Annotated in this window: 5 protein-coding genes; 3 read left to right on the top strand and 2 right to left on the bottom strand. The window is 71.8% G+C overall.

Translation table 11 applies throughout. The features are described 5' to 3' along the window. Positions 1-152 precede the first annotated feature (152 nt). Positions 153-452 (bottom strand): glycosyltransferase, encoded by a 300-nt coding sequence (locus tag ACWDY5_RS13785; RefSeq protein WP_449722669.1) that lies wholly within the window; start codon positions 450-452, stop codon positions 153-155. A 508-nt stretch (positions 453-960) separates the two neighbouring features. On the opposite strand from ACWDY5_RS13785, the gene ACWDY5_RS13780 reads away from it, so the two are divergent. After that, the gene (locus tag ACWDY5_RS13780; RefSeq protein WP_449722559.1) at positions 961-1,452 is read left to right on the top strand and encodes a MarR family winged helix-turn-helix transcriptional regulator; all 492 of its coding nucleotides are present in this window, start codon (positions 961-963) and stop codon (positions 1,450-1,452) included. A 127-nt stretch (positions 1,453-1,579) separates the two neighbouring features. On the opposite strand, the gene ACWDY5_RS13775 is transcribed toward ACWDY5_RS13780, so the two are convergent. Then, on the bottom strand, positions 1,580-1,984 hold the full coding sequence (locus ACWDY5_RS13775) for a hypothetical protein (protein ID WP_449722558.1): 405 nt from the start codon (positions 1,982-1,984) through the stop codon (positions 1,580-1,582). Between the two features lie 471 nt (positions 1,985-2,455). On the opposite strand from ACWDY5_RS13775, the gene ACWDY5_RS13770 reads away from it, so the two are divergent. Further along, a complete protein-coding gene (locus ACWDY5_RS13770) occupies positions 2,456-3,820 on the top strand; it encodes a serine hydrolase domain-containing protein (protein ID WP_449722557.1) in 1,365 nt (454 codons plus the stop codon). Positions 3,821-3,916: 96 nt separating this feature from the next. Next, complete coding sequence (locus tag ACWDY5_RS13765; RefSeq protein ID WP_449722556.1) at positions 3,917-22,573, top strand: non-ribosomal peptide synthase/polyketide synthase; 18,657 nt, start codon at positions 3,917-3,919, stop codon at positions 22,571-22,573. Positions 22,574-22,580: the final 7 nt, after the last annotated feature.

The raw sequence follows: 22,580 nt of genomic DNA, 5'->3' as shown, positions 1-22,580 counted from the left end.
ACTTGGCGGTGGACATCTTTTGTGTTCCGATGGTCTGCGGGTCTCGTTCTCCCTGGCCTCCCCGGTCGCGACGCTTTTTCCTGGGTGAACGCTAAACTTTTTTGTGAGTGTATCACGTTTGTGTATTCACATTTGTATTCGCTTCAAACTTTTTATCTACAGGTAACGTGCGTACTCCTTGTCAACACGAGTTGCGCGGCCTTCCGCGCACCGTCGGCGCCCACCTCGCGGGCCTGGCTGGCAATTTCCGGACACAGCGCCCGGCTCAGCGCGACGTCCAGTGATCGCAGGTCCGGGGTCGCCGCGCCGATCCAGAGCGCCTCGACCCGCCCGGCCCAGTAGTGCTGGTCGTAGTGCTGAGGCAGCACGACCTGCGGCGCCCCGGCCCGGGCAGCGGTGCTGGTGGCGCCCGCGCCGCCGTGGTGCACCACGGCGGCCACCTGCTCGAACAGGACCCCGGTGGTTGGCCTCGCCGATCACCAGGCAGTCGGCGGCACCTCCCGGCCCCGCCAACCCCGCCCAGCCACAGGAAATGATCGCCCGCCGCCCCACCGCCACCATCGCCGGCCCGGCGTCCGCGCCGTCGACCCCGGAGTAGCTGCCCAGCCCGAAGTAGATCGGCGGCTCGCCCGCCCGGATAAAGGATTCAACGTCGGCCGGTAACGCCCGCTCATCCGGCAACAGCCAGGCGCCCATCTGGCGGGCCGCGGGAGGACCCGGTGCCAGGAGGGGGTCGGCGGCCAGCAACGGCTGCTCGGTCAGCACGTGCTCGCGCACCGCCGCCACCGGAGCCAGCCCAGCGGCAACCCGGTGCGCGTTGAGCGCAGGCCCCCGGACCTCGTTCCAGCGCCGCGCGTCCGCCGCCCACAGCTGATCGGGGTCACCCGTCTCGCGCGGCCACCCCGGCCACGGCGCGGGCGCGAGCCGCGAGCACGGCAACGCGGCCGGGCAGAACTCGGCGTGCACGTAACCGATCCCGGCCAGCTCGGCCACCGACCGCGCCGCCACCAGCACCGCCCCGCACCCCGCCACCACATCGCTGTCCCGCGCCGCCGCGGGCAGTACCGCGTACTGCGCCGCCACGGCATCCTCAAGAAGCGCATGGGCAAAGCTGCTCAACAGGTCCTGGCCGCCCTCCCGGACTGGGGCAACACCACCGCCCAGCTGAACGCCGAGATCGCCGCCGACACGGGCGTCACCCTCACCGACCTGGACTGCCTGCACGCCCTCAACCAACACGGCCCCAACACCGCCACCGGTCTCGCCGCGCACGTCGGCCTGACCTCCGGGTCGGTCTCCCGGATGATCGACCGGCTGACGACGGCCGGGTGCGTGGTCCGCGTGCCGGATCCCGGCGACCGGCGACGGGTGCTGATCGAGCCGACCGCCGAGGGACTGGCCAGGGTGCGGGCCCGGTTGCGAGAACTGACCTACCGGACCCAATCCAGGTAGGTGCAAACGGCTTCGCTGGTGAACACCGCGGCGGATTTCCGTTGGCATCCAGCACACTCGCCAGTTCCAGCAAGGGTTTCGCCGGTCCCGCCGGGTCGAGCTCATCGGTCAGCTGGACCGACGGGCCTCAGGTGTGCGCCACGACTCCAGTGAGTTCGCCAGGTAAGGACAGGAAACGCTTGGCGGGCAACAGCGGGTCGGCGGACTCGTAGCCGGTCAGGTCGGCGATGATCATCGCGTAGTCGGCCAGTACCGCCTGCCGGGAGGTCGCGGTGATCCAGACCAGCAGGGCGACCCGGTCCGCCATGGACTCCGCGTAGTGCGCGGCGAGCTGGGTCTTGCCCACGCCGCCGAGTCCGGACAGCACGCTGGTCCCGGTCAGCCTGCCGGCGACCGCCCGGTCCTGGAAGCAGTCCACCCTGGACGGCACCACGCCGTACCGCCGCGGCCCGCCTGCCTGCTGCGGGACCTGGTTGAAGTGCACGCCACCGTGGCTGGTCCCCGCCTGCACGCCCTCGAACCGACCGGCCATCCGGGAATGATGCCGCCAGCCCGTCTGGCGGCAATGCCCAGGTCAATCGCTAATCAAGTGTCGTTGAGGCCTGTTGCTTCAGTACAGATCGAAATCAGTGCGTTAACCGGAAACCGTGCCGCGATCGTCACAGTCACAGGCCCTTACCTAGAGAGGAACATGATCGGGCGAGATGACCGTCACTCTGGGTGGTTCTGACTTCGGAGAGTTACCGCTTTGTCCCCGAAAAAGGGACCTAAACGCACCCGCTTGGCTCAATCTTGTTTCGTTCTATTGTGCTTCTCGGCCCAATTTATTTACTGATAGTTGGCCCATGTGTGCCGGGTCTCTTGTCGCCTGGCGGTCGCTAGTCCGTCTGGCGGTATTGACCACGGGGGGTCGTGTTGCATTCTTGCCCCCGTTATGCGTTTGATCTGCCTTCGGGAGTCGCGGCCCGATGAGTCATGTCACCGATGAGGGGTCTGTCGTTCCATGTCGTCATACCGCGACGCCTGCGTGGCACAAGTCACCATTGAGGCCGAGTGGCTGTCCCGCACCCTGTCCACCCTGGTTCGCAAGCACCAGGTCCCCGGCGCTCAGCTCGCCGTGCACGTCAACGGGGAAACCCACACTGCCCAGGCCGGCGAACTGCGCTACGGTGGGGGACAGCCGGTAAATCCGGCCACCGCCTTCCCGATCGGCTCGGTCACCAAGGCATTCACCGCCACGCTGGCGATGCTGCTGGTGGCCGACGATGACCTCGAGCTCGATACCGAGGCCACCGAACATCTGCCCGAACTGGGCGCTCCACTGACCTTGCGCCAGCTGCTCAGCCACACCAGCGGACTGGCCTCCGGCCCGGACTCGGCCGTCGCTGCCACGATGTCCCTGCGCCGCTATGTCTCCGAGCACTGCCGCACCCCCGAACTGGTGCTGCCCGCGGGTGCCGGGTTCTCCTACTCCAACCTCGGCTACGCCGTCGTCGGACGGCTCATCGAAGAGGTCACCGGCATGAGCTGGTGGGAGGCGATCGAGTCGATCCTGCTCCGCCCGTTGGGCATCAGGCCGTCGTTCGTGGTCGCGCCCAACCCGCTGACCTCGGCGAACGTCGCCAGCGGGCACGCGGTCAACACCTCGCACGGGCGCACCAGGCCGGTGGTGCAGTCACTCGTGCTGGGCGAGGCGCCGGCCGGCGCGCTCGCGATCAGTGCCGCCGACCTGCTCCGTTTTGGTCTGTTGCAACTGGATCCGGAGACCACCGGACTGCCCGAACTGCTGCCAGCCGAGCTGGCCGCGGAGATGCGCCGCATCCAGCCGGGAGCCGATCCGATCGGCCTGGCCGACGGCTGGGGCCTCGGCTTCGGCGTCTGGCGTGAGGGCGTGCGGGAGTGGGTGGGTCACGACGGCAACGCCGACGGCACCGACGCGCACCTGCGGGTCAACGCCGACAGCGGCCAGGCGATCGCCTTCACCAGCAACGGCAACACCGGTATCGGCCTGTGGGCGGAACTGGTGGAGGAGCTGGCCGGGGCAGGCATCGAGGTGGGCAGCTACCGGCTGGAGGTGCCGGGGCAGCGGGCCACCGTGCCGCCGGAGATCTTCGGCAGCTACCGCAACGGCGACACCGAGTACACCGTCACCCCGGCCGAGGACGCCACGCTGCGACTGGCCATCGACGGCGAGATCGTCGCCAGGCTCACCCCGCACGAAGGGCTCATGTTCGCCCAGCAGGACTGGGAATCGGGACAACTCGTGCACCCTGGTCGTTTTCTTCGCGACCCGGTGACCGGAGTCCTCGATCGAATTCAGGTTTCCGGCCGACTGGCCCGGCGTGAGGTCGGTAGCAACCGCTGTTAGCGGCGCGATCCGGCCCGCTTCACCGCAGTTCCGCCCTGCCCCAGCATACGCCGTCTGCTGGCGTGGTTTTTGCCGCGCCTGAAAGGTTTTGAGTTCATGTCCGCACGCGAGGTGTCCCTGCCCGCTCACGCCCTGCCGTCGTCACTCACCGCGACTGAGTCGACCGGTGTGGCGTGTGCGGTCAGGCAGGCGACCCTGCCGCAGCTCGTCGAGGACCAGGCCGCCCGCACCCCGCAGGCGCCCGCGCTGGTTGACGACGAGGGCCCGGTGTCCTTCGCCGAGCTGGAGCACCGGGCGAACCGGTTGGCCCATCGGCTGATCGGGCTCGGGGTCGGGCCGGAGCGGATCGTGGCGCTGCTGCTGCCGCGCTCGGTGGACATCGTGGTGGCGCAGCTGGCGGTGCTCAAGGCCGGCGGCGCCTACCTGCCGGTCGACCCGGCCTACCCGGCCGAGCGGATCCGGCTGATGCTGGCCGACGCCGCGCCCGCGCTGGTAATCGACGAGGACTTCCTGGCCGCCACCCCGGAGGACCTGCCGGACACCGCGCCGACCGACGCGGACCGCCTGTGCCCGTTGGCCTTCGACCATCCGGCCTACGTCATCTACACCTCCGGCTCCACCGGAAAGCCCAAGGGCGTGGTGGTCACGCATGCTGGGCTGGCCGGCTTCTCGGCAGCGGAAATCGAGCACTACCAGGTCAATCCGGGTGACCGGGTGCTCCAGTTCTCCTCGCCCAGCTTCGACGCCTCGGTGCTGGAGCTGTGCATGTCGCTGCCTGCCGGGGCGACGCTGGTGGTGCCGCCGCCCGGCCCGCTGCTCGGCGACCACCTGGCCGAGGTGCTCGCCGAGCGCCGCATCACGCACGCGCTGATCCCGCCGGTGGCCCTGGCCACCATCCCGGAAGGCGTTGCGCTGCCGGACTTCCGCACCGTGATCGTGGGTGGCGACGCCTGCACCGCCGAGCTGGTCAACCGGTGGGCGCCCGGCCGTCGCATGATCAACTCCTACGGTCCTACCGAGTCCACCGTGGTCGCCACCTGGAGCGATCCGCTGACGCCCGGCGGCATCCCGCCGATCGGCCGCCCGATCCGGAACACCAGGGCCTATGTGCTGGACGAGTCGCTCAACCCGGTGTCGGCCGGGACTGACGGCGAGCTGTACCTCGCGGGCATCGGGCTGGCCCGCGGCTACCTGAACCGGCCCGGCCTGACCGCGGACCGCTTCCCGCCCAACCCGTTCGGCGCGCCGGGCGAGCGGATGTACCGCACCGGCGACCTGGTGCGCTGGACCGAGGCCGGTGACCTGGAGTTCCGCGGCCGGGCCGACGACCAGGTCAAGATCCGCGGCTTCCGGATCGAGCCGGGCGAGATCGAGAGCCTGCTCCGGCAGCAGCCCACGGTGGCCGAGGCCGTGGTGGTGGCCCGCGAGGACCAGGGCCTCAAGCGGCTCATCGGCTACATCGTCCCGGCCAAGGGGCAGGAGCCGGACCCGGCGCACCTGCGTACCGTGCTGGCCGAGACGCTGCCCGCGCACATGGTCCCCGCCGTGCTGCTGGTGCTGGCCACGCTCCCGTTGAGCCCCAACGGCAAGCTCGACCGCAACCTGCTGCCCGCGCCGACCGGGCCGCTGCCCGGCGGGGAGTCCGCGATCCCGCCGCGCACCGGGACCGAGCGGGTGCTGGCCGGGATCTGGGCCGAGGTGCTGGGCCTGCCCGAGATCGGGGTCACCGACGACTTCTTCGCCCTCGGCGGCGACTCGGTGCTGGCCTTCCGCGCGCTGGCCCGGATCAGGACCGCCTTCGACGTCGAGCTGTCCCCTCGGCTGCTGTTCGAGACCAGCTCCATCCGCGAGCTGGCCGCCGCGCTGCCCGAGCCGTCCACTGTGGACGGTGCCATGATCCCGGCGGCGCCGGTGGGCCGGCCGCTGCCGCTGTCCTCGGCGCAGCACCGGATGTGGGTGCTGGACAACCTGACCGGCGGCACCGAGTACAACACCGGGGTCGGCCTGCGCCTGACCGGTCCGCTGGACGCCGACGCGCTGCGCCGCGCCCTGGATGCCCTGGCCGCCCGGCACGAGTCGCTGCGCACCACCTTCACCGAGTCCGGCGGCGTGCCCGAACAGGTCGTGGCCGCCACCGGCGTCATCCCGCTGGCCACCGCCGAGGCCGATCCGGCGACCCTGGACGCGGTGCTGGCCGAGGAGCTGGACCGGCCCTTCGACCTGCGCCGCGGCCCGCTCACCCGCGCCCTGCTGGTCCGGCTGGCCGCCGAGGACCAGGTGTTGCTGCTGTGCCAGCACCACATCGTCACCGACGGCGCCTCGGTGGCGCTGCTGGTGGAGGAGCTGGCCGAGCTGTACAGGGCCGCCACCGAGCACCGGGAGCCGCGGCTGCCCGAGCTGCCGGTGCGCTACGCCGACTACGCGGCCTGGCAGCAGGACCGGCTCAGCAGCCCGGAACTGGCCGGTCAGCTGGCCTACTGGCGGGAGCGGCTGGCCGGGGTGGAGCCGTTGCAGCTGCCCACCGACCGCCCGCGCCCGCCGGTGCGCACCAACCCCGGCGCGGTGCACCGCCACCTGCTGCCGGCCACCTTGGTCGACAAGCTCACCTCGGCGGGCCGTGAGCGAGGGGTCACGCTGTTCATGCTGCTCACCGCCGCGGTGCAGGTGCTCTTCGCCCGTTACAGCAACCGGTCCGACATCGCGGTCGGCACCGCCACCTCCGGCCGCAACCGCGCCGAGCTGGAACGCCTGGCCGGGTTCCTGGTCAACACCGTGGTGCTGCGGTCCACAGTGGACAGTAAGCTGCCGTTCACCGAGTTCCTGGCCCAGGTGCGGGAGACCGTGCTGGCCGGTTTCGCGCACGAGGACGCCCCGTTCGACCGCCTGGTGGAGGAGCTGCGCCTGGACCGGGATGCCAGCCGCACCCCGCTGGTGCAGGCCCTGGTGGTGCTGCAGAACGCGATCGTGCGGCCCCGCGCCATCGGTGAGCTGCGCCTGGCCGAGCAGGACCTGCCGCGCCCACGGTCCCGGTTCGACCTGGTGTGCGAGTTCTGGCCGCGCGCCGACGGGCTGACCGTGGCGGTGGAGTACAACACCGACCTGTTCGACAGCAGCACCATCGCCAGGCTCACCGAGCACCTGGAAGTCCTGCTCAACGGCATCCTGGCCAGCCCGGAGGCCCCGCTCGGCGAGCTGCCGCTGCTCACCGATGCCGAACGGCAGCAGGTGCTGCGCGGCTGGAACGACACCGCGCTGAAGGTTGACCCCGCGCTGTACCCGGAGCTGTTCGCCGGCCAGGCCGCGCGCACCCCGGAGGCGGTCGCGGTCACCCACGCCGGCCGCGAGCTGACCTACGCCGAGCTGAACCGGCGGGCGAACCGGCTGGCCCGCTGGCTGATCGGCCAGGGCGCCGGGCCGGAGCGGTTCGTCGGCATCGCCATGCCGCGCACCGAGCAGACCATCGTCGCGCTGCTGGCCATCCTGAAGTCCGGCGCGGCCTACCTGCCGATCGACCCGGCCTACCCGGCCGACCGGATCGAGTTCATGCTCGCCGACGCCAACCCGATCCTGGTGCTCACCGCCGAGGAGCTGGACCGGATCGCGGACGAGCTGACCGCACTGTCCGATGTGGACATCACCGATGCGGACCGCCTGCTCCCGCTGGATCCGGCGCACGCCGCCTACAGCATCTACACCTCCGGCTCCACCGGCCGCCCCAAGGGCGTGGTGATCGCGCACGAGAGCCTGGCCGACCTGACCGCCTGGGCCGCCCGCGACTTCGGCCCGGCCGCGCTGTCCTCGGTGGTCGCCTCCACCTCGCTCAACTTCGACGTCTCGGTGTTCGAGATCTTCTGCCCGCTGGTGCTGGGCGGCCGCATCGAGGTGGTCGCGAATGTGCTGGCACTGGGGGAGGAGCGGGCCGAACCGTGGCGGGCCAGCCTGGTCAGCGCGGTGCCCTCGGCACTGGCCCAGGTGCTGGCGCAGGGCGCGGTGACCGTCTCCGCCGAGCACGTGGTGCTGGCCGGTGAGGGCCTGTCCGCGCACGCCACCAGGGAGATCCAGGCCGCACTGCCGGGCGGGCGGATCGCCAACATCTACGGCCCGACCGAGGCCACCGTCTACGCCACCGCCTGGTACTCCGACGGCAGCGAGCAGCTGAGTACGCCGCCGATCGGCAAGCCGGTCAGCAACATCCAGACCTACGTGCTCGACGGAAACCTGCGTCCGGTGCCGATCGGGGTACCCGGCGAGCTGTACCTGGCCGGGCGCGGCCTGGCCCGCGGCTACCTGCACCGGCCCGGCCTGAGCGCCGACCGGTTCATCGCCAACCCCTACGGCGCGCCCGGCGAACGCATGTACCGCACCGGGGACGTGGTGCGCTGGAACGCCGACGGCGACATCGAGTACCTGGGCCGGGCCGATGACCAGGTCAAGATCCGCGGCTTCCGGATCGAGCTCGGCGAGGTGGAGGCCGCGCTGCTGCGGCACCCGGCGGTCATCGAGGCGGTAGCGGTGGCCCGCACCGACGGCGGGCACCAGCGCCTGGTCGGCTACGTGGTGGCCGAGACCGCGGTGGACTCCGCCGAGCTGCGCGCCTTCGTCGGCAGCGGGCTGCCCGAGTACATGGTGCCGGCCGCGGTGCTCCAGCTCGACCGGCTCCCGTTGAACCCCAACGGAAAGCTGGACCGTCGTGCGCTGCCCGCGCCGGACTGGGCCGCGGTCGCCGGTGGCGAGTACGTGGCCCCCGGCAACGCCACCGAGCGGGTGCTCGCCGACATCTGGGCCGAGGTGCTCGGCCTGGACCGGATCGGCGTGACCGACAACTTCTTCGCCCACGGCGGCGACTCGATCCTGAGCATCCAGGTGGTGGCCAAGGCCCGTGCCGCCGGACTGCACCTCACCTCGCGCGAGGTGTTCCTGCACCAGACCATCGCCGCGCTGGCCCCGCAGGTCACCGCGGTGGCCACCCGCCGGATCGGGCAGGGCCCGGTCACCGGTGAGACGCCGCTGACCCCGATCCAGCACTGGCTGTTCGAGATCCAGCCCGAGCGGCCGGAGCACTTCGCCCAGCACCTCACCCTGGCCCTCGCCGAGGGCATCGACGACCGTGCTTTGCAGGCGGCCCTGTCCGCGCTGGTCGAACAGCACGACGCCCTCCGCATGCGCTACCGGCGCACCGAATCCGGCTGGCAGCAGCACAACGCGCCGGTCGGGGACACCGCGGTCGCCGGCGGGCCGCTCACCCTGGACGGGGACTCCCTGCTGCGCGCGGAGATCCGCGACCTGCCGGACGGCCGGCGCGGACTGTTCCTGGCCGTGCACCACCTCGTGGTCGACGGTGTGTCCTGGCGCATCCTGCTGGAGGACCTGGCCGCTGGTTACGAGCAGGCCGTTCGCGGCGAGCGGATCCGGCTGGAGGCGAAGACCACCTCGTTCCGGGACTGGGCGATCCGCCTCAGCGAGCACACCGCCGCCGGTGGCTTCGACGCCGATGCCGAGTACTGGTCCGCGATCGACGGCCGGACCGACCTCCCGGTCGAGCGCACCGGCCCGAACACCGTGGCCAGCACCGAGGTGGTGACCGTGCGGCTGGACGAGGCGCGGACCCGCGCGCTGCTCCAGGACGTGCCGCCGGTCTACCGCACCCAGGTCAACGACGTGCTGCTCAGCGCACTCAGCCGGGTGCTCACCCGGTGGACCGGACAGGACCGGGTGCTCATCGACCTGGAGGGCCACGGCCGCGAGGAGCTGTTCGCGGACCTGGACATCTCCCGCACGGTCGGCTGGTTCACCACCATGTTCCCGGTCGCTCTGTCCACACCGGACAACGAGTGGGCGGCCACGCTCAAGGGGGTCAAGGAGCAGCTGCGCGCGCTGCCGCACCGCGGCCTGTCCTACGGCGCGCTGCACCGGCTCACCGACCGGCTGGCCGGTCCGCCGAGCCCGCAGATCAGCTTCAACTACCTCGGCGCCTTCGACGCGCCGGCCACCGCGCTGTTCGACGGGCTGCACAGCGAGCTGGCCCTGGACGCCGATCCGGCCGCCACCCGCCCGCACCTGCTGGACGTGGTCGGCCGGGTGGACCGCAAGTTCCTGGAGTTCAGCTGGTTCTACTCCACCGACCGGCACACCGAGGCCACCGTCCGCCGCCTGGCCGAGGAGCTGCTCACCGCGCTCGGCGAGATCATCGACCACTGCGCCCGGCCCGGCGCCGGTGGCCGCACCCCGTCCGACTTCCCGCTGACCCGCCTCGACCAGTCCACTGTGGACATGTTGGCCGGGGATGGCCGGGACGTGGAGGACATCTACCCGCTCACCCCGACCCAGGCCGGCATGGTGTTCCACCGCCTGGCCCAGGGCGACACCGGCGTCTACTTCCAGCAGCTCACCTTCCGCCTGGACGGCATCCCCGATCCGCGGCGGCTGGCCGAGGCCTGGCAGCAGGTCAGCGACCGGCTGCCGGTGCTGCGCAGCCACATCGTCTGGCAGGGCGTGCCCGAACCGGTGCAGGTGGTGCGTACCCAGGTCCGGGTCCCGGTCCGGCACCTGGACTGGCGCGAGCTCACCGAAGCGCGGCGCCAGGCCGAGCTGGACGCGCTGCTCACCGAGGACCGGGCCGCCGGCATCGCGCTCGATGAGCCGCCGCTGCAACGGATCGTGCTGGCCAGGATCAGCGACACCGAGCTGCGGGTGGTGTGGACCTTCCACCACGTGCTGCTCGACGGCTGGAGCGTCTTCCAGGTCCTCAACGACGTCTTCGCCGCCCACGCCGGCCAGCCGCTGCCCACCCGTCGCCCCTTCGGCGACTACCTGCGCTGGATCGACCGCCAGGACCCCCGGGAAGCCTTGGCGCACTGGCGGTCCGCGCTGGCCGGGATCAGCGAGCCCACCGCGCTGCCCTACGACCGGCAGCCCACGGGCGGCGGGCACCAGGAGTCCACCGCCACCGTGCTCCGCTCGCTGGACGCGGCGACCACCGGCGCGCTGCGCACCCTCGCCCAGCGGCACGGCCTCACGCTGAACACCCTGGTCCAGGGCGCCTGGGCGCTGCTGCTGGCCCGGCACAGCGGCCAGGACGACGTGCTCTTCGGCGCCACCGTCTCCGGTCGCCCCGCCGACCTGGCCGGGGTCGAGGACATCACCGGCATCTTCATCAACACCCTGCCCACCAGGGTCCAGGTCCACAGTGGACAGACGCTGTCCGAGTGGCTGCGCGGGATCCAGGACACCCAGTCCGCGGCCCGTCGCCACGACTACCTGCCGCTGCCCCGGCTGCGCGCCTGCACCGACCTGCCCGAGCGGTCGAACCTGTTCGACAGCATCGTGGTCTTCGAGAACTACCCCTTCGACGACGACGCGGCCGCCGCGCACGGCCTCGGCCTGCGTGAGCTGCGCGGGGTGGAGACCACCAACTACCCGCTCACCCTGGTCGCCTACCCGCACCACGAGCTCGCGGTCAGCCTCGGCTACGACCCGGCGCACTTCGACGCCGCCACCGCGGACCGGCTGGCTGAGCACCTGCTCACCCTGCTGGCCGGATTCCCGGCGTACGCGGACAACCCGGTGGCCGCGCTGCCGATGCTCACCGAGGCCGAGCGGCAGCGGGTGCTGTTCGAGTGGAACGACACCGCGACCGAACTGCCCGGCGGTTCCGTCCCGGAAGCCTTTGCCGCACAGGTCGAGCGCACCCCGCAGGCCACTGCGGTGATCACCGACGACGGCAACCTCAGCTACCTCGAACTCGACGGGCGCGCTACCGCGCTGGCCAGGCACCTGGTCGAACTGGGTGTCGGCGTGGAGCAGCCGGTCGGCCTGCTGATGGCCCGCTCAGCCGCCGTGGTCGTGGCCGAACTGGCCATTCTCAAGGCGGGCGGGGCCTACGTGCCGCTGGACGTGCGTGCCCCCGCTGCCCGCCTGCGCCGCCTGCTCACCGAGACCGGCGTGTCCGTGCTGCTCACCGACCAGACCTGGGCCGCCACCGCCGAGCAAGTCCACAGTGGACACATCCTGCGCGCCGACCGGCCGCACCCCGAGTCCGGCGCGGTACTGCCGCACGTGCGGCCGGACAACCTGGCCTACATCATGCACACCTCCGGCTCCACCGGAATCCCCAAGGGCGTCGCGGTGTGCCACCGGGACATTCTCGCCCTGGCCACGCACCGCCGCTTCCACCACGGCGGGCACCAGCGGGTGCTCATGCACTCCCCGCTGGCCTTCGACGCGTCCACGTACGAGCTGTGGGCCCCGCTGCTCAGCGGCGGCAGCACCGTGGTGGCCCCTGACGGCGACGTGGACGCGCTGGTCCTCCGGCGCATGATCACCGAGCACGGGGTCACCGGCCTCTGGCTCACCGCGGGCCTGTTCCGGCTGGTGGCACAGGAGGATCCGGGCTGCTTCAGCGGCGCCCGCGAGGTGTGGACCGGCGGCGAGGTGGTGCTCGCCGAGTCGGTGCGCCGGGTGCTGGCCGCCTGCCCCGGCCTGCTCGTCGTGGACGCCTACGGCCCCACCGAGACCACCACCTTCGCCACCCACCACGACCTCCCAGCTGCTGACGCGGTGCCGGAGCTGCTGCCGATCGGCCGGGCCCTGGACAACATGCGGGTCTACGTGCTCGACCGCACCCTGCGCCCGGTGCCCGCCGGTGTTCCCGGTGAGCTGCACATCGCGGGCGCCGGGGTGGCCCGCGGCTACTTCGGGCGTCCCGGCCTGACCTCGGCCTGCTTCGTGGCCGACCCGTTCGGCGCGCCCGGCGAGCGCATGTACCGCACCGGCGACACCGTGCGCTGGAACCACCACGGCGAGATCGAGTTCCTGGGCCGCACCGACGACCAGGTGAAGATCCGCGGCTTCCGGATCGAGCTGAGCGAGGTGGACAACGCCCTGCTGCGGCACGAGCACCTCGGCCAGGTGGTCTCCGCGGTGCTGCTGGACGAGTCCCGCCGCAAGCGCCTGGTCGCCTACCTGGTGCCGGCGGAGAACCACCCGGTGCCCGGCGCGGCCGAGCTGCGCGAGTTCCTGGCCAAGTCGGTGCCGGACTACCTGGTGCCCTCGGTGTTCGTGCCGCTGCCCGCGCTTCCGTTGAACGCCAACGGGAAGGTCGACCGCAAGGCGCTGCCCACCCCGGACTGGGGCCTGGTCGCCGCCGCCGGGTACGTGGCGCCGCGCACCGAGACCGAGCGGGCGCTGACCGAGATCTTCGCCGCCGTGCTCAGCCTGCCCAGGGTCGGTGTGGAGGACAACTTCTTCGAGCTGGGCGGCGACTCGATCGTCAGCATCCAGGTCGTCTCCCGCGCCCGCCAGGCCGGCATCGGCCTGATGCCACGGGACCTGTTCCGCACGCCCACGGTCGCCGGACTGGCCGCCACCGCCACCGAGACCACCCAGCCGGTCATCGAGCAGGGCCCAGTCACCGGGGACGCCCCGCTCACCCCGATCCAGCACTGGTTCTTCGCCACCCAGACCGCGGACCCGGCGCACTTCAACCAGTCCGTGCTGCTCGACCTGACCGAGCGCCCCGACCCGGAGCTGCTCGACCAGGCGCTGTGCGCGCTGGTGCGCCAGCACGACGCGCTCCGCCTGCGCTTCACCGGGGGTAGGCAGCAGCACGCCGAGGCCCCGGCCACTCTGCTCCAGCTCGGCGGCGCGGCGGACCACACCGGGTTCGACCTCGAACACGGGCCGCTGCTCAAGGCCGTGCTGCTGGCCGACAACCAGCTGTTCCTGGCCGTGCACCACCTGCTGGTCGACGGCGTGTCCTGGCGCATCCTGCTGGAGGACCTGGACACCGCCTACCGCCAGCTGCGCGCGGGCAACCCGGTCCGGCTCGCGGCCAAGACCACCTCCTTCCGCGACTTCGCCCGGAAGCTGACCGCACTGGCCCAGGACGGCGAGTTCGACGCGGAACTGCCCTACTGGACCGGCATCACCGCCGACCCGGCCATCCCGGTCGACGGCACCGGCGAGAACACCGTGGCCGGCGGCCGGAACCTGACCGTCGAGCTGGACGAGGGGACCACCCGCGCGCTGCTCCAGGACGTGCCGCCGGTCTACCGCACCCAGGTCAACGACGTGTTGCTCACCGCGCTCGGCCGGGTGCTGGGGGAGTGGGCCGGCCGGGACCGGGTGCTGCTCGACCTGGAGGGCCACGGCCGGGAGGACCTCGGCGGCGACATCGACCTGTCCCGCACGGTCGGCTGGTTCACCACCATGTTCCCGATCGCCCTGCCCGGCCACCGCGGCCTGGGCTGGGGCGAGGCGCTCAAGGCGGTCAAGGAGCAGCTGCGCGCGATCCCGCGCCGCGGCCTCGGCTACGGCGTGCTGCGCCACCTCACCGACCGGTTGCCCGCCCAGCCCGCGCCGCTGGTCAGCTTCAACTACCTCGGCCAGTTCGACCGTCCACAAGAGACGGATGGCCTGATCGCCGGACTGCCCGAGGGCCTCGGCGGCGAGGCCGGTCCGGCCAACCAGCGCCCGCACCTGCTTGACGTCATCGGCAGCGTCGAGTCCCGGCGGCTGACCTTCACCTTCGCCTACGCCGAGGGCTGCCACACCGAGACCACCATCCGCCACCTCGCCGAGCGTTTCGCCACCGCGTTGCGCGAGCTGGTCGCGCACTGCGCCGAGCCCGGAGCGGGTGGCCGCACGCCGTCGGACTTCCCGCTGGCCCGAATCTCCCAGTCCGAAGTGGACACACTGGTCGGCGACGGCACCGAAGTCGCCGACATCTACCCGCTGACCCCGATGCAGGCAGGCATGGTGTTCCACAGCCTGATGGGCGAGGCGAGCACCGCCTACTTCAACCAGGTGCAGCTGCGACTCACCGGCGTCACCGACCCGGCCGCCTTCGCCGCAGCCTGGCAGCAGACCGTGGACCACAACCCGGTGCTGCGCAGCCGGATCGTCTGGGAGGGCGTCACCGAGCCTCTTCAGGTCGTGCCCAGCACCGTCACGGTTCCCACCCGCCTGCTCGACTGGACCGGGCGGACCGACACCGAGACCGCACTGCGCGAGCTGCTCGATGAGGACCGCGCCCAGGGCTTCGACCTGACCACCGCGCCGCTACTGCGCATCGCGGTGATCACCTTGTCGGACCACGAGGTCCTGCTCGTCTGGACCTTCCACCACGTGCTGCTGGACGGCTGGAGCGCCGCGCAGACCTTCGGCGAGGTGTGCGCCCGCTACGCCGCGCTCACTGGCGGCGCTGCCCTGGAACCGGTGTCCCGCAGGCCGTTCCGCGACTACCTCGACTGGCTCGCCCAGCAGGACGCCGACCAGGCCGCCGAGTACTGGCGGCAGGCACTCGACGGCTTCAGCACTCCTACGCCGTTGCCGTTCGACCGGCAGTCCCGGGAGGCGCACCGCGCCGCGTCTTCCGGGACCGTCCGGGCCCAGCTGACCAGCTCGGACACCGCGCGGCTGCGCGAGGTGGCCCAGCACGGCGGCCTCACCCTCAACACCGTCTTCCAGGGGGCCTGGGGCCTGCTGCTGTCCCGGTACAGCGGTGAGTCCGAGGTCGTCTTCGGCACCACCGTCTCCGGCCGCCCGGCCGAGCTGACCGGGGTGGAGTCGATGGTGGGCCTGTTCATCAACACCATCCCCACCAGGGTCGACGTCCACAGTGGACAGCCGCTGCTGCCCTGGCTGCGCGAGCTGCAGGCGGCGCAGGCGGAGTCCCGGCGGTTCGACTTCGTCTCGCTGGCCCAGCTGCAGGGCTGGCTGAACCTGCCCGGCGGCACCGGCCTGTTCGACAGCATCGTGGTGTTCGAGAACTACCCGTTCGATCCGGCCGCGATCGCCGCCACCGGCCTGACCATGGCCGAGTCCCGCGACGAGGAGCCGACCAACTACCCGCTCAGCGTGGTCGTCTCACCCGGCGAGCAACTCTCCTTCGCCCTGGACTACGACCCCGAGCTGTTCGACGCGGACACCGTGCAGGCCATGGCCGACCGCTTGGCCTTGCTGCTTTCCGGCATCGCCCGCGACCCGGAGCGCACCCCGGCCCAGCTGCCGGTGCTCACCGAGGCCGAACGCCACCGCGTCCTGGAAACCTGGAACGACACCGGCACCGAGCTGCCTGCCGGCTCTCTCGGCGAGCTGTTCACCGCCCAGGCCACCCGCACCCCGCAGACCGTCGCACTGGCCTTCGACGGCGGCCACCTCACCTACGCCGACCTGGAAGCCAGGGCCAACCGCCTGGCCCACCGCCTGCTCGACCTCGGCCTGCGTCCCGACCAGCCGGTCGGTCTGCTCGCCGAGCGCTCCCCGGACCTGGTCGTGGCCGAACTGGCCATCGTCAAGGCAGGCGGCGCCTACGTCCCACTCGACCTGCGCGCCCCCGCCGACCGCCTCCGCCTGGTGCTCGCCGAGTCCGGCGCCACCATCCTGCTCACCGACCGGCACTGGGCGTCGACTGCCGACGAGGTCCACAGTGGACACACGGCCCGCATCGACGAGCCGCTGGACGGCCCGGTCGAGCCCCCCGCGGTCACGGTCGACGGCGAGAACCTCGCCTACGTCATGTACACCTCGGGCTCAACCGGCACCCCCAAGGGCGTGGCGGTCCGGCACCGGGACGTGCTCGCCCTGGCCCACGACCGCTGCTTCCGCGGCGGCGCGCACGAGCGGGTGCTGCTGCACTCGCCCACCGCCTTCGACGCCGCCACCTACGAGCTGTGGGTGCCGCTGCTCAACGGCGACCGCGTGATCGTCGCCCCCGCCGGCGACCTGGACGTGGACACCCTGCGCCGCCTGGTCACCGAGCACGGCATCACCGGTCTCTGGCTCACCGCGGGCCTGTTCCGCCTGCTGGCCCAGGACGCCCCGGACTGCCTGCACGGCGTCCGCGAGGTCTGGACCGGCGGCGACGTGGTCCCGGCCGGCGCGGTCCGCCGGGTGCTGGCCGCCTGTCCTAGACTGTCCATTGTGGACGGATATGGCCCCACCGAAACCACCACCTTCGCCACCCACCACCGCATTCCGGCGGGCAGCGAGGTGCCGGCCCAGATCCCGATCGGCCGCCCGCAGGACAACATGCGGGCCTACGTGCTCGACGCGGACCTGAACCCGGTCCCGCCCGGCATCGCCGGTGAGCTGCACCTGGCAGGCGAGGGCCTGGCCCGCGGCTACCTCAACCGCCCCGCCCTGACCGCCGACCGCTTCCTGGCAAACCCCTTCGGCCCGGCGGGGACGCGGATGTACCGCACCGGCGACGTGGTGCGCTGGACCGCCGACGGCGTGCTGGAGTTCGTGGGCCGGGCCGACGAACAGGTCAAGATCCGCGGCTTCCGCATCGAGCTGGGCGAGATCGAAGCGTTGCTGACCACCCAGCCCGGCGTCGCCGAGGCCGTGGTCCTGGCCCGCACCGACCAGGGGGTCAAGCGCCTGGTCGCCTACCTGGTCGGCACCGGCCTGGACCCCGTCAAGATCAAGGACACCCTGGCCGCGCAACTCCCCGACTACATGGTCCCGGCCGCCTTCCTGCTGCTCGACCACCTCCCCCTGAGCCGCAACGGCAAACTCGACCGCCGCGCCCTGCCCGCCCCCGACTTCGCCGCCCTGGCCCAAACCGGCTACGTCGCCCCCCGCACCGAGACGGAGCAGACCCTCGCCCAGGTCTGGGCCGAAGTCCTCGGCCTGCCCAGAGTCGGCGCCCAGGACAACTTCTTCGCCCTGGGCGGCGACTCGATCCTGAGCATCCAGGTCACCTCCCGCGCCCGCCAAGCAGGCCTGGGCCTGATGCCGAGGGACCTGTTCCGCGCCCAGACGGTCGCCGAGCTGGCGGTGCTGGTCGCCGAGGCCGAACCGGACACCGCGGAACAGGGCGAGGTCGTCGGCGAGGTGCCGCTGACCCCGATCCAGCACTGGTTCTTCGCCGGGGCACCGGAGCCGGGGCACTTCAACCAGGCGATGACGCTGGAACTGGACCCGGCGGTGGACGAGGCGGCGCTGCGGGTCGCGCTGGCCGAGCTGATCCGGCACCACGACGCGCTCCGGTTGAGCTTCACCCGCGAGGCAGGCGGCTGGCGGCAACACAACAACTCGGTCGCAGCAGCCAACGCGGCCCCGGCACCCGACGGCCAGGCAGCCACGCCCGCCGCGACCCGCGCCGCGACTGCTTCGACTGCCGCCGCTGAGGCTCCGACCGCTGCCAATCTCACCGCCGCGACTGGCACCTCCGCCGGGACGGCTGCAACTGTCGCCGCCGCCGGGACCGCTGCGGCGGCTGCGACTGCCGCTCCCGCCGCTCCCGCCGCGACTGCCGGGACGGCCACGACTGCCACCTCCGCCGGGACGGCTGCAACTGTCGCCTCCGCCGGGACCGCTGCGACGGCTGCGACTGCCGCTCCCGCCGCGACGGCCACGACTGCCGCCTCCGCCGGGACCGCTGCGACTGTCGCCTCCGCCGGGACCGCTGCGACGGCTGCGACTGTCGCCTCCGCCGGGACCGCTGCGACGGCTGCGACTGTCGCCTCCGCCGGGACCGCTGCGACCGCTGCAACTGTCGCCCCCGCCGGGACGGCAGCGACCGCCGCCACCCCCACCGTCTCGACCGCCGCCAGCCCCCACGCCGGGACCGCCGAAGCCCCCGCGACGCCCGCCACCGAACCTGAGTGGTTGACCACTCACTCCCTCGGTGCCTTCGACCTGAGCAGCCCCGCCCCCCTGCTCCGCGCCCACCGCACCGGCACCCAACTACGCCTCTGCGTCCACCACCTCGCCATCGACGGCGTCTCCTGGCGCATCCTGCTCGAAGACCTCGAAACCGCCTACCGTCAAGCCGTCGACGGCCAGACCGTCCACATCGGACGCAAGACCACCTCCTTCCGCGACTGGTCCCACCGCCTGACCGAGCACGCCCGCGCCGGCGGCTTCGACCACGAGCTCGCGCACTGGACCAGCGCGAACCTCGAAACGAATATTCCAAGAGACGCCACCGGTCCCAACACCACCGCCTCCACCGCCTCCGTCACCGTCGAGCTGGACGAGGCCGACACCCGCGCCCTGCTCCAGGACGTGCCGCCGGTCTACCGCACCCAGATCAACGACGTCCTGCTGAGCGCGCTCGGGCGGGTGTTCGCCGAGTGGACCGGGCGGGACCGGTTGCTGATCGACCTGGAGGGTCACGGCCGCGAGGATCTGTTCGCCGGGGTGGACCTCTCCCGAACGGTCGGCTGGTTCACCACCATGTTCCCGGTCGCGCTGTCCACACCGGACTGTGAGTGGTCGACCACTCTCAAGGCGGTGAAGGAACAGCTGCGGGCGATTCCCGGGCGTGGGCTCGGGTACGGGGCGCTGCGGTGGCTCACCGATCGGCTGCCCGCTGCCGCGCCCGCGCCGGTCAGCTTCAACTACCTCGGCCAGTTCGAGTCCGGCACCGGTGGCGGACTCGTCCGGGGCAGCAGCGGGATCCAGTCCGATGTCAGCCTCGGCGGCGAGCGGGACCGGGTGTTCGACATCGTCGGGGCGGTGGCGGAGAAACGGCTCCAGCTCACCTGGTTCTACTCCGCCAACCTGCACACCGAAGCCACCGTCAGCAGTCTCGCCGACCGGCTGCGCGCGGCCCTGCGCGAGATCATCGCGCACTGCGCCCAGCCCGGCGCGGGTGGCCGCACGCCCTCGGACTTCCCGCTGGCCAAGCTGGACCAGTCCACAGTGGACAGGTTGGCCGACGGCGAGGTGGAGGACATCTACCCGCTGACCCCGATGCAGGCCGGCATGGTCTTCCACGGGTTGTCCCAGCAGGAGCAGGGCGTCTACTTCGAGCAGGCCAAGTTCGTGCTCGACGGCGTCACCGACCCGCACCGCCTGGCCGCCGCCTGGCAGCAGGTGGTGGACCGCACCCCGGTGCTGCGCAGCCGGATCGTCTGGTCCGGCGTGCCTGCTCCGCTCCAGATCGTGCAGGCCAAGGTTCAGCTGCCGGTCACCCACCTGGACTGGACCGCACTGTCCGAAAAGGACCGGAAGGCCGCGCTGGCCGAACTGCTGGAGCGCGACCGCGCCACCGGGCTCGACCTCACCGAGGCACCGCTGCTGCGGGTCACCCTGGCCAGGCTGTCCGAGAGCTCGGTGCAGGTGGTGTGGACCTTCCACCACGTGCTGCTGGACGGCTGGAGCGTCTTCCAGGTGCTCTCCGACGTCTTCGCCGCGCACGCCGGGCACCCGTTGCCCAGCCGCCGTCCGTTCGCCGAGTACCTGCGCTGGCTCGACGCCCAGGACCACACCCAGGCCGAGCGGTACTGGCGGGAGGTGCTCGCCGGGTTCGACACCCCGACCCCGCTGCCGCTGGACCAGCCCAGGCCCGCCGGTCACAACACCCGCTCCTCCACCTGGACCGGCTTCGCGCTCCAGGAGACCGAAGCGAGCAGGCTGTACGAGTTCGCCAAGCGGCACCGGCTCACCCTCAACGCGGTGGTGCAGGGCGCGTGGGCCCTGCTGCTGTCGCGGTACAGCGGGCAGCGCGATGTCTGTTTCGGCGCAACGGTTTCCGGCCGTCCGGCGGATCTGCCCGGCGGCGAGGACATCACCGGCATCTTCATCAACACCCTGCCGGTCCGGCTCACCGTCGACCCGGCCGCCGACCCGGTCGAGTGGCTGCAGGAGCTCCAGGCGGCGCAGGCCGAGTCGCGGCGGTTCGACTTCGTGGCCCTGTCCCAGCTCCAGTCCTGGAGCCAGGTCGAGGGCGGCACCGAGCTGTTCGACAGCATCGTGGTCTTCGAGAACTACCCGATCAACGACGAGGTGGCCGCCGCCAACGGCCTCGGCGTCCGCGAGCTGGAAGCCATCGAGACCACCAACTACCCGATCAGCCTGGTCGTCTCGCCCGGCAAGCAGTTCCACCTGGAGTTCGGCTACGACCCGGACCTGTTCGAGCCCGGCACCATCGAGCGGATGGCCGGGCACCTCACCGAGGTGCTGCGCGGTCTTGCCGCCGACAACGCGGAACCGTTGGCCCGCTTGGACATCCTCGGCGCTGCCGAACGCGAGCAGCTGGCCGCCTGGAACAACACCGCGCACGACACCGCGCCGACGGTGTTCCCGGAACTGTTCCAGGCCCAGGTCGAGCGGACCCCGGACGCGGCCGCGCTGATCGTCGGCGACGGTGAGATCACCTTCGCCGGCCTGGAACAGCGGGCGAACCGGTTGGCGCACCGGCTGATCGGGCTCGGCGTCGGCCCGGAGACCATCGTCGCGCTGCGGCTGCCGCGCTCGGTGGAGATCGTCATCGCCCAGCTCGCGGTGCTCAAGGCCGGTGGCGCCTACCTGCCGGTGGATCCGAACTACCCGCCGGAGCGCATCGAGTTCATGCTCACCGACGCCAAGCCGGTGCTGGTGATCGACCAGGAGTTCCTGGCCGAGCAGGGCACGAGCACGCACGCCCCGGCCGACGCGGACCGGATCGCGCCGCTGCGCCCGGAACACCCCGCCTACGTCATCTACACCTCCGGCTCCACCGGCAAGCCCAAGGGTGTGGTGGTCACGCATGCCGGACTGGCCAGCTTCTCCGCCGCCGAAATCGAGCACTACCAAGTGAATCCAGGTGACCGGGTGCTCCAGTTCTCCTCACCCAGCTTCGACGCCTCGGTGCTCGAACTCTGCATGTCGCTGCCCGCCGGTGCCGCGCTGGTGGTGCCGCCGGAAGGCTCACTGCTCGGCGAGCACCTGGCCGAGGTGCTGGACGAGCACCGGGTCACGCACGCGCTGATCCCGCCGGTGGCGCTGGCCACCATCCCGGACGGCGTCGCGCTGCCGGACTTCCGGACCGTGGTCGTCGGTGGCGACGCCTGCACCGCGGAGCTGGTCGACCGGTGGGCGCCCGGCCGCCGGATGATCAACTCTTATGGTCCGACCGAGTCCACTGTGGTCACCACGTGGAGCGATCCGCTGACCCCTGGCGGGAATCCGCCGATCGGCCGGCCGATCCGCAACACCAGGGTGCACCTGCTCGACGCCGACCTCAACCCCGTCCCGGTCGGTGTGCCCGGTGAGCTGTACGTCGCCGGCGGGGGCCTGGCCCGCGGGTACCTGAACCGGCCCGGCCTGACCGCGGACCGCTTCCCGCCCAATCCGTTCGGCGCACCCGGCGAGCGGATGTACCGCACCGGCGACCTGGCCCGCTGGCGCGCGGACGGGCAGCTGGAGTTCCTCGGCCGGGCCGACCAGCAGGTCAAGATCCGCGGTTTCCGGATCGAGCCCGGCGAGATCGAAACCCTGCTGCGCCAACAGGACGGCGTCACCGAGGCGGTGGTCATCGCCAGGGAGGACGACGGGGCCAAGCGCCTGGTCGCCTACCTGGTGGGGGAGATCCCGAGCGTGCCGGAGCTGCGGGCGAGGTTGGCCGGGCGGCTGCCCGACTACATGGTGCCTGCCGCCTTCGTCACCCTGGACGCGCTGCCGTTGACACCCAACGGAAAGCTCGACCGCCGCGCGCTGCCCGCGCCGACCGCCGGATTGGTCGGGCAGACCGGCTACGTCGCGCCGGAGACCGAGACCGAGCAGGTGCTCGCCGAGATCTGGGCCGAGGTGCTCGGCCTGGACCGGGTCGGCATCGAGGACAGCTTCTTCGACCTCGGTGGCGACTCCGTGCGCAGCCTGCAGATCACCGCCAAGACCAAGGACGCCTTCGACCTCACCCTCACGCCCAAGGACGTGCTGACCGCCCGCACGGTCGCCGGACTGGCTGAGCTGGTGGAGGAGAAGATCCTCGCCGAACTCGAACGCCTCGCCTTCGGTGACGGCACCGACAGCGAACTCTGAAGGGGGA

This window comes from Crossiella sp. NPDC003009 (assembly GCF_053591555.1).
The sequence above is the reverse complement of the archived record's forward strand: the minus strand, read 5'-3'. Positions and strand labels throughout refer to the sequence as shown.

Bases quoted from the DNA above. Each gene is read 5' to 3' on its own strand.
- ACWDY5_RS13775 (WP_449722558.1), bottom strand. From the start codon at position 1,984: ATGGCCGGTCGGTTCGAGGGCGTGCAGGCGGGGACCAGCCACGGTGGC.
- ACWDY5_RS13770 (WP_449722557.1), top strand. From the start codon at position 2,456: ATGTCGTCATACCGCGACGCCTGCGTGGCACAAGTCACCATTGAGGCC.
- ACWDY5_RS13765 (WP_449722556.1), top strand. From the start codon at position 3,917: ATGTCCGCACGCGAGGTGTCCCTGCCCGCTCACGCCCTGCCGTCGTCA.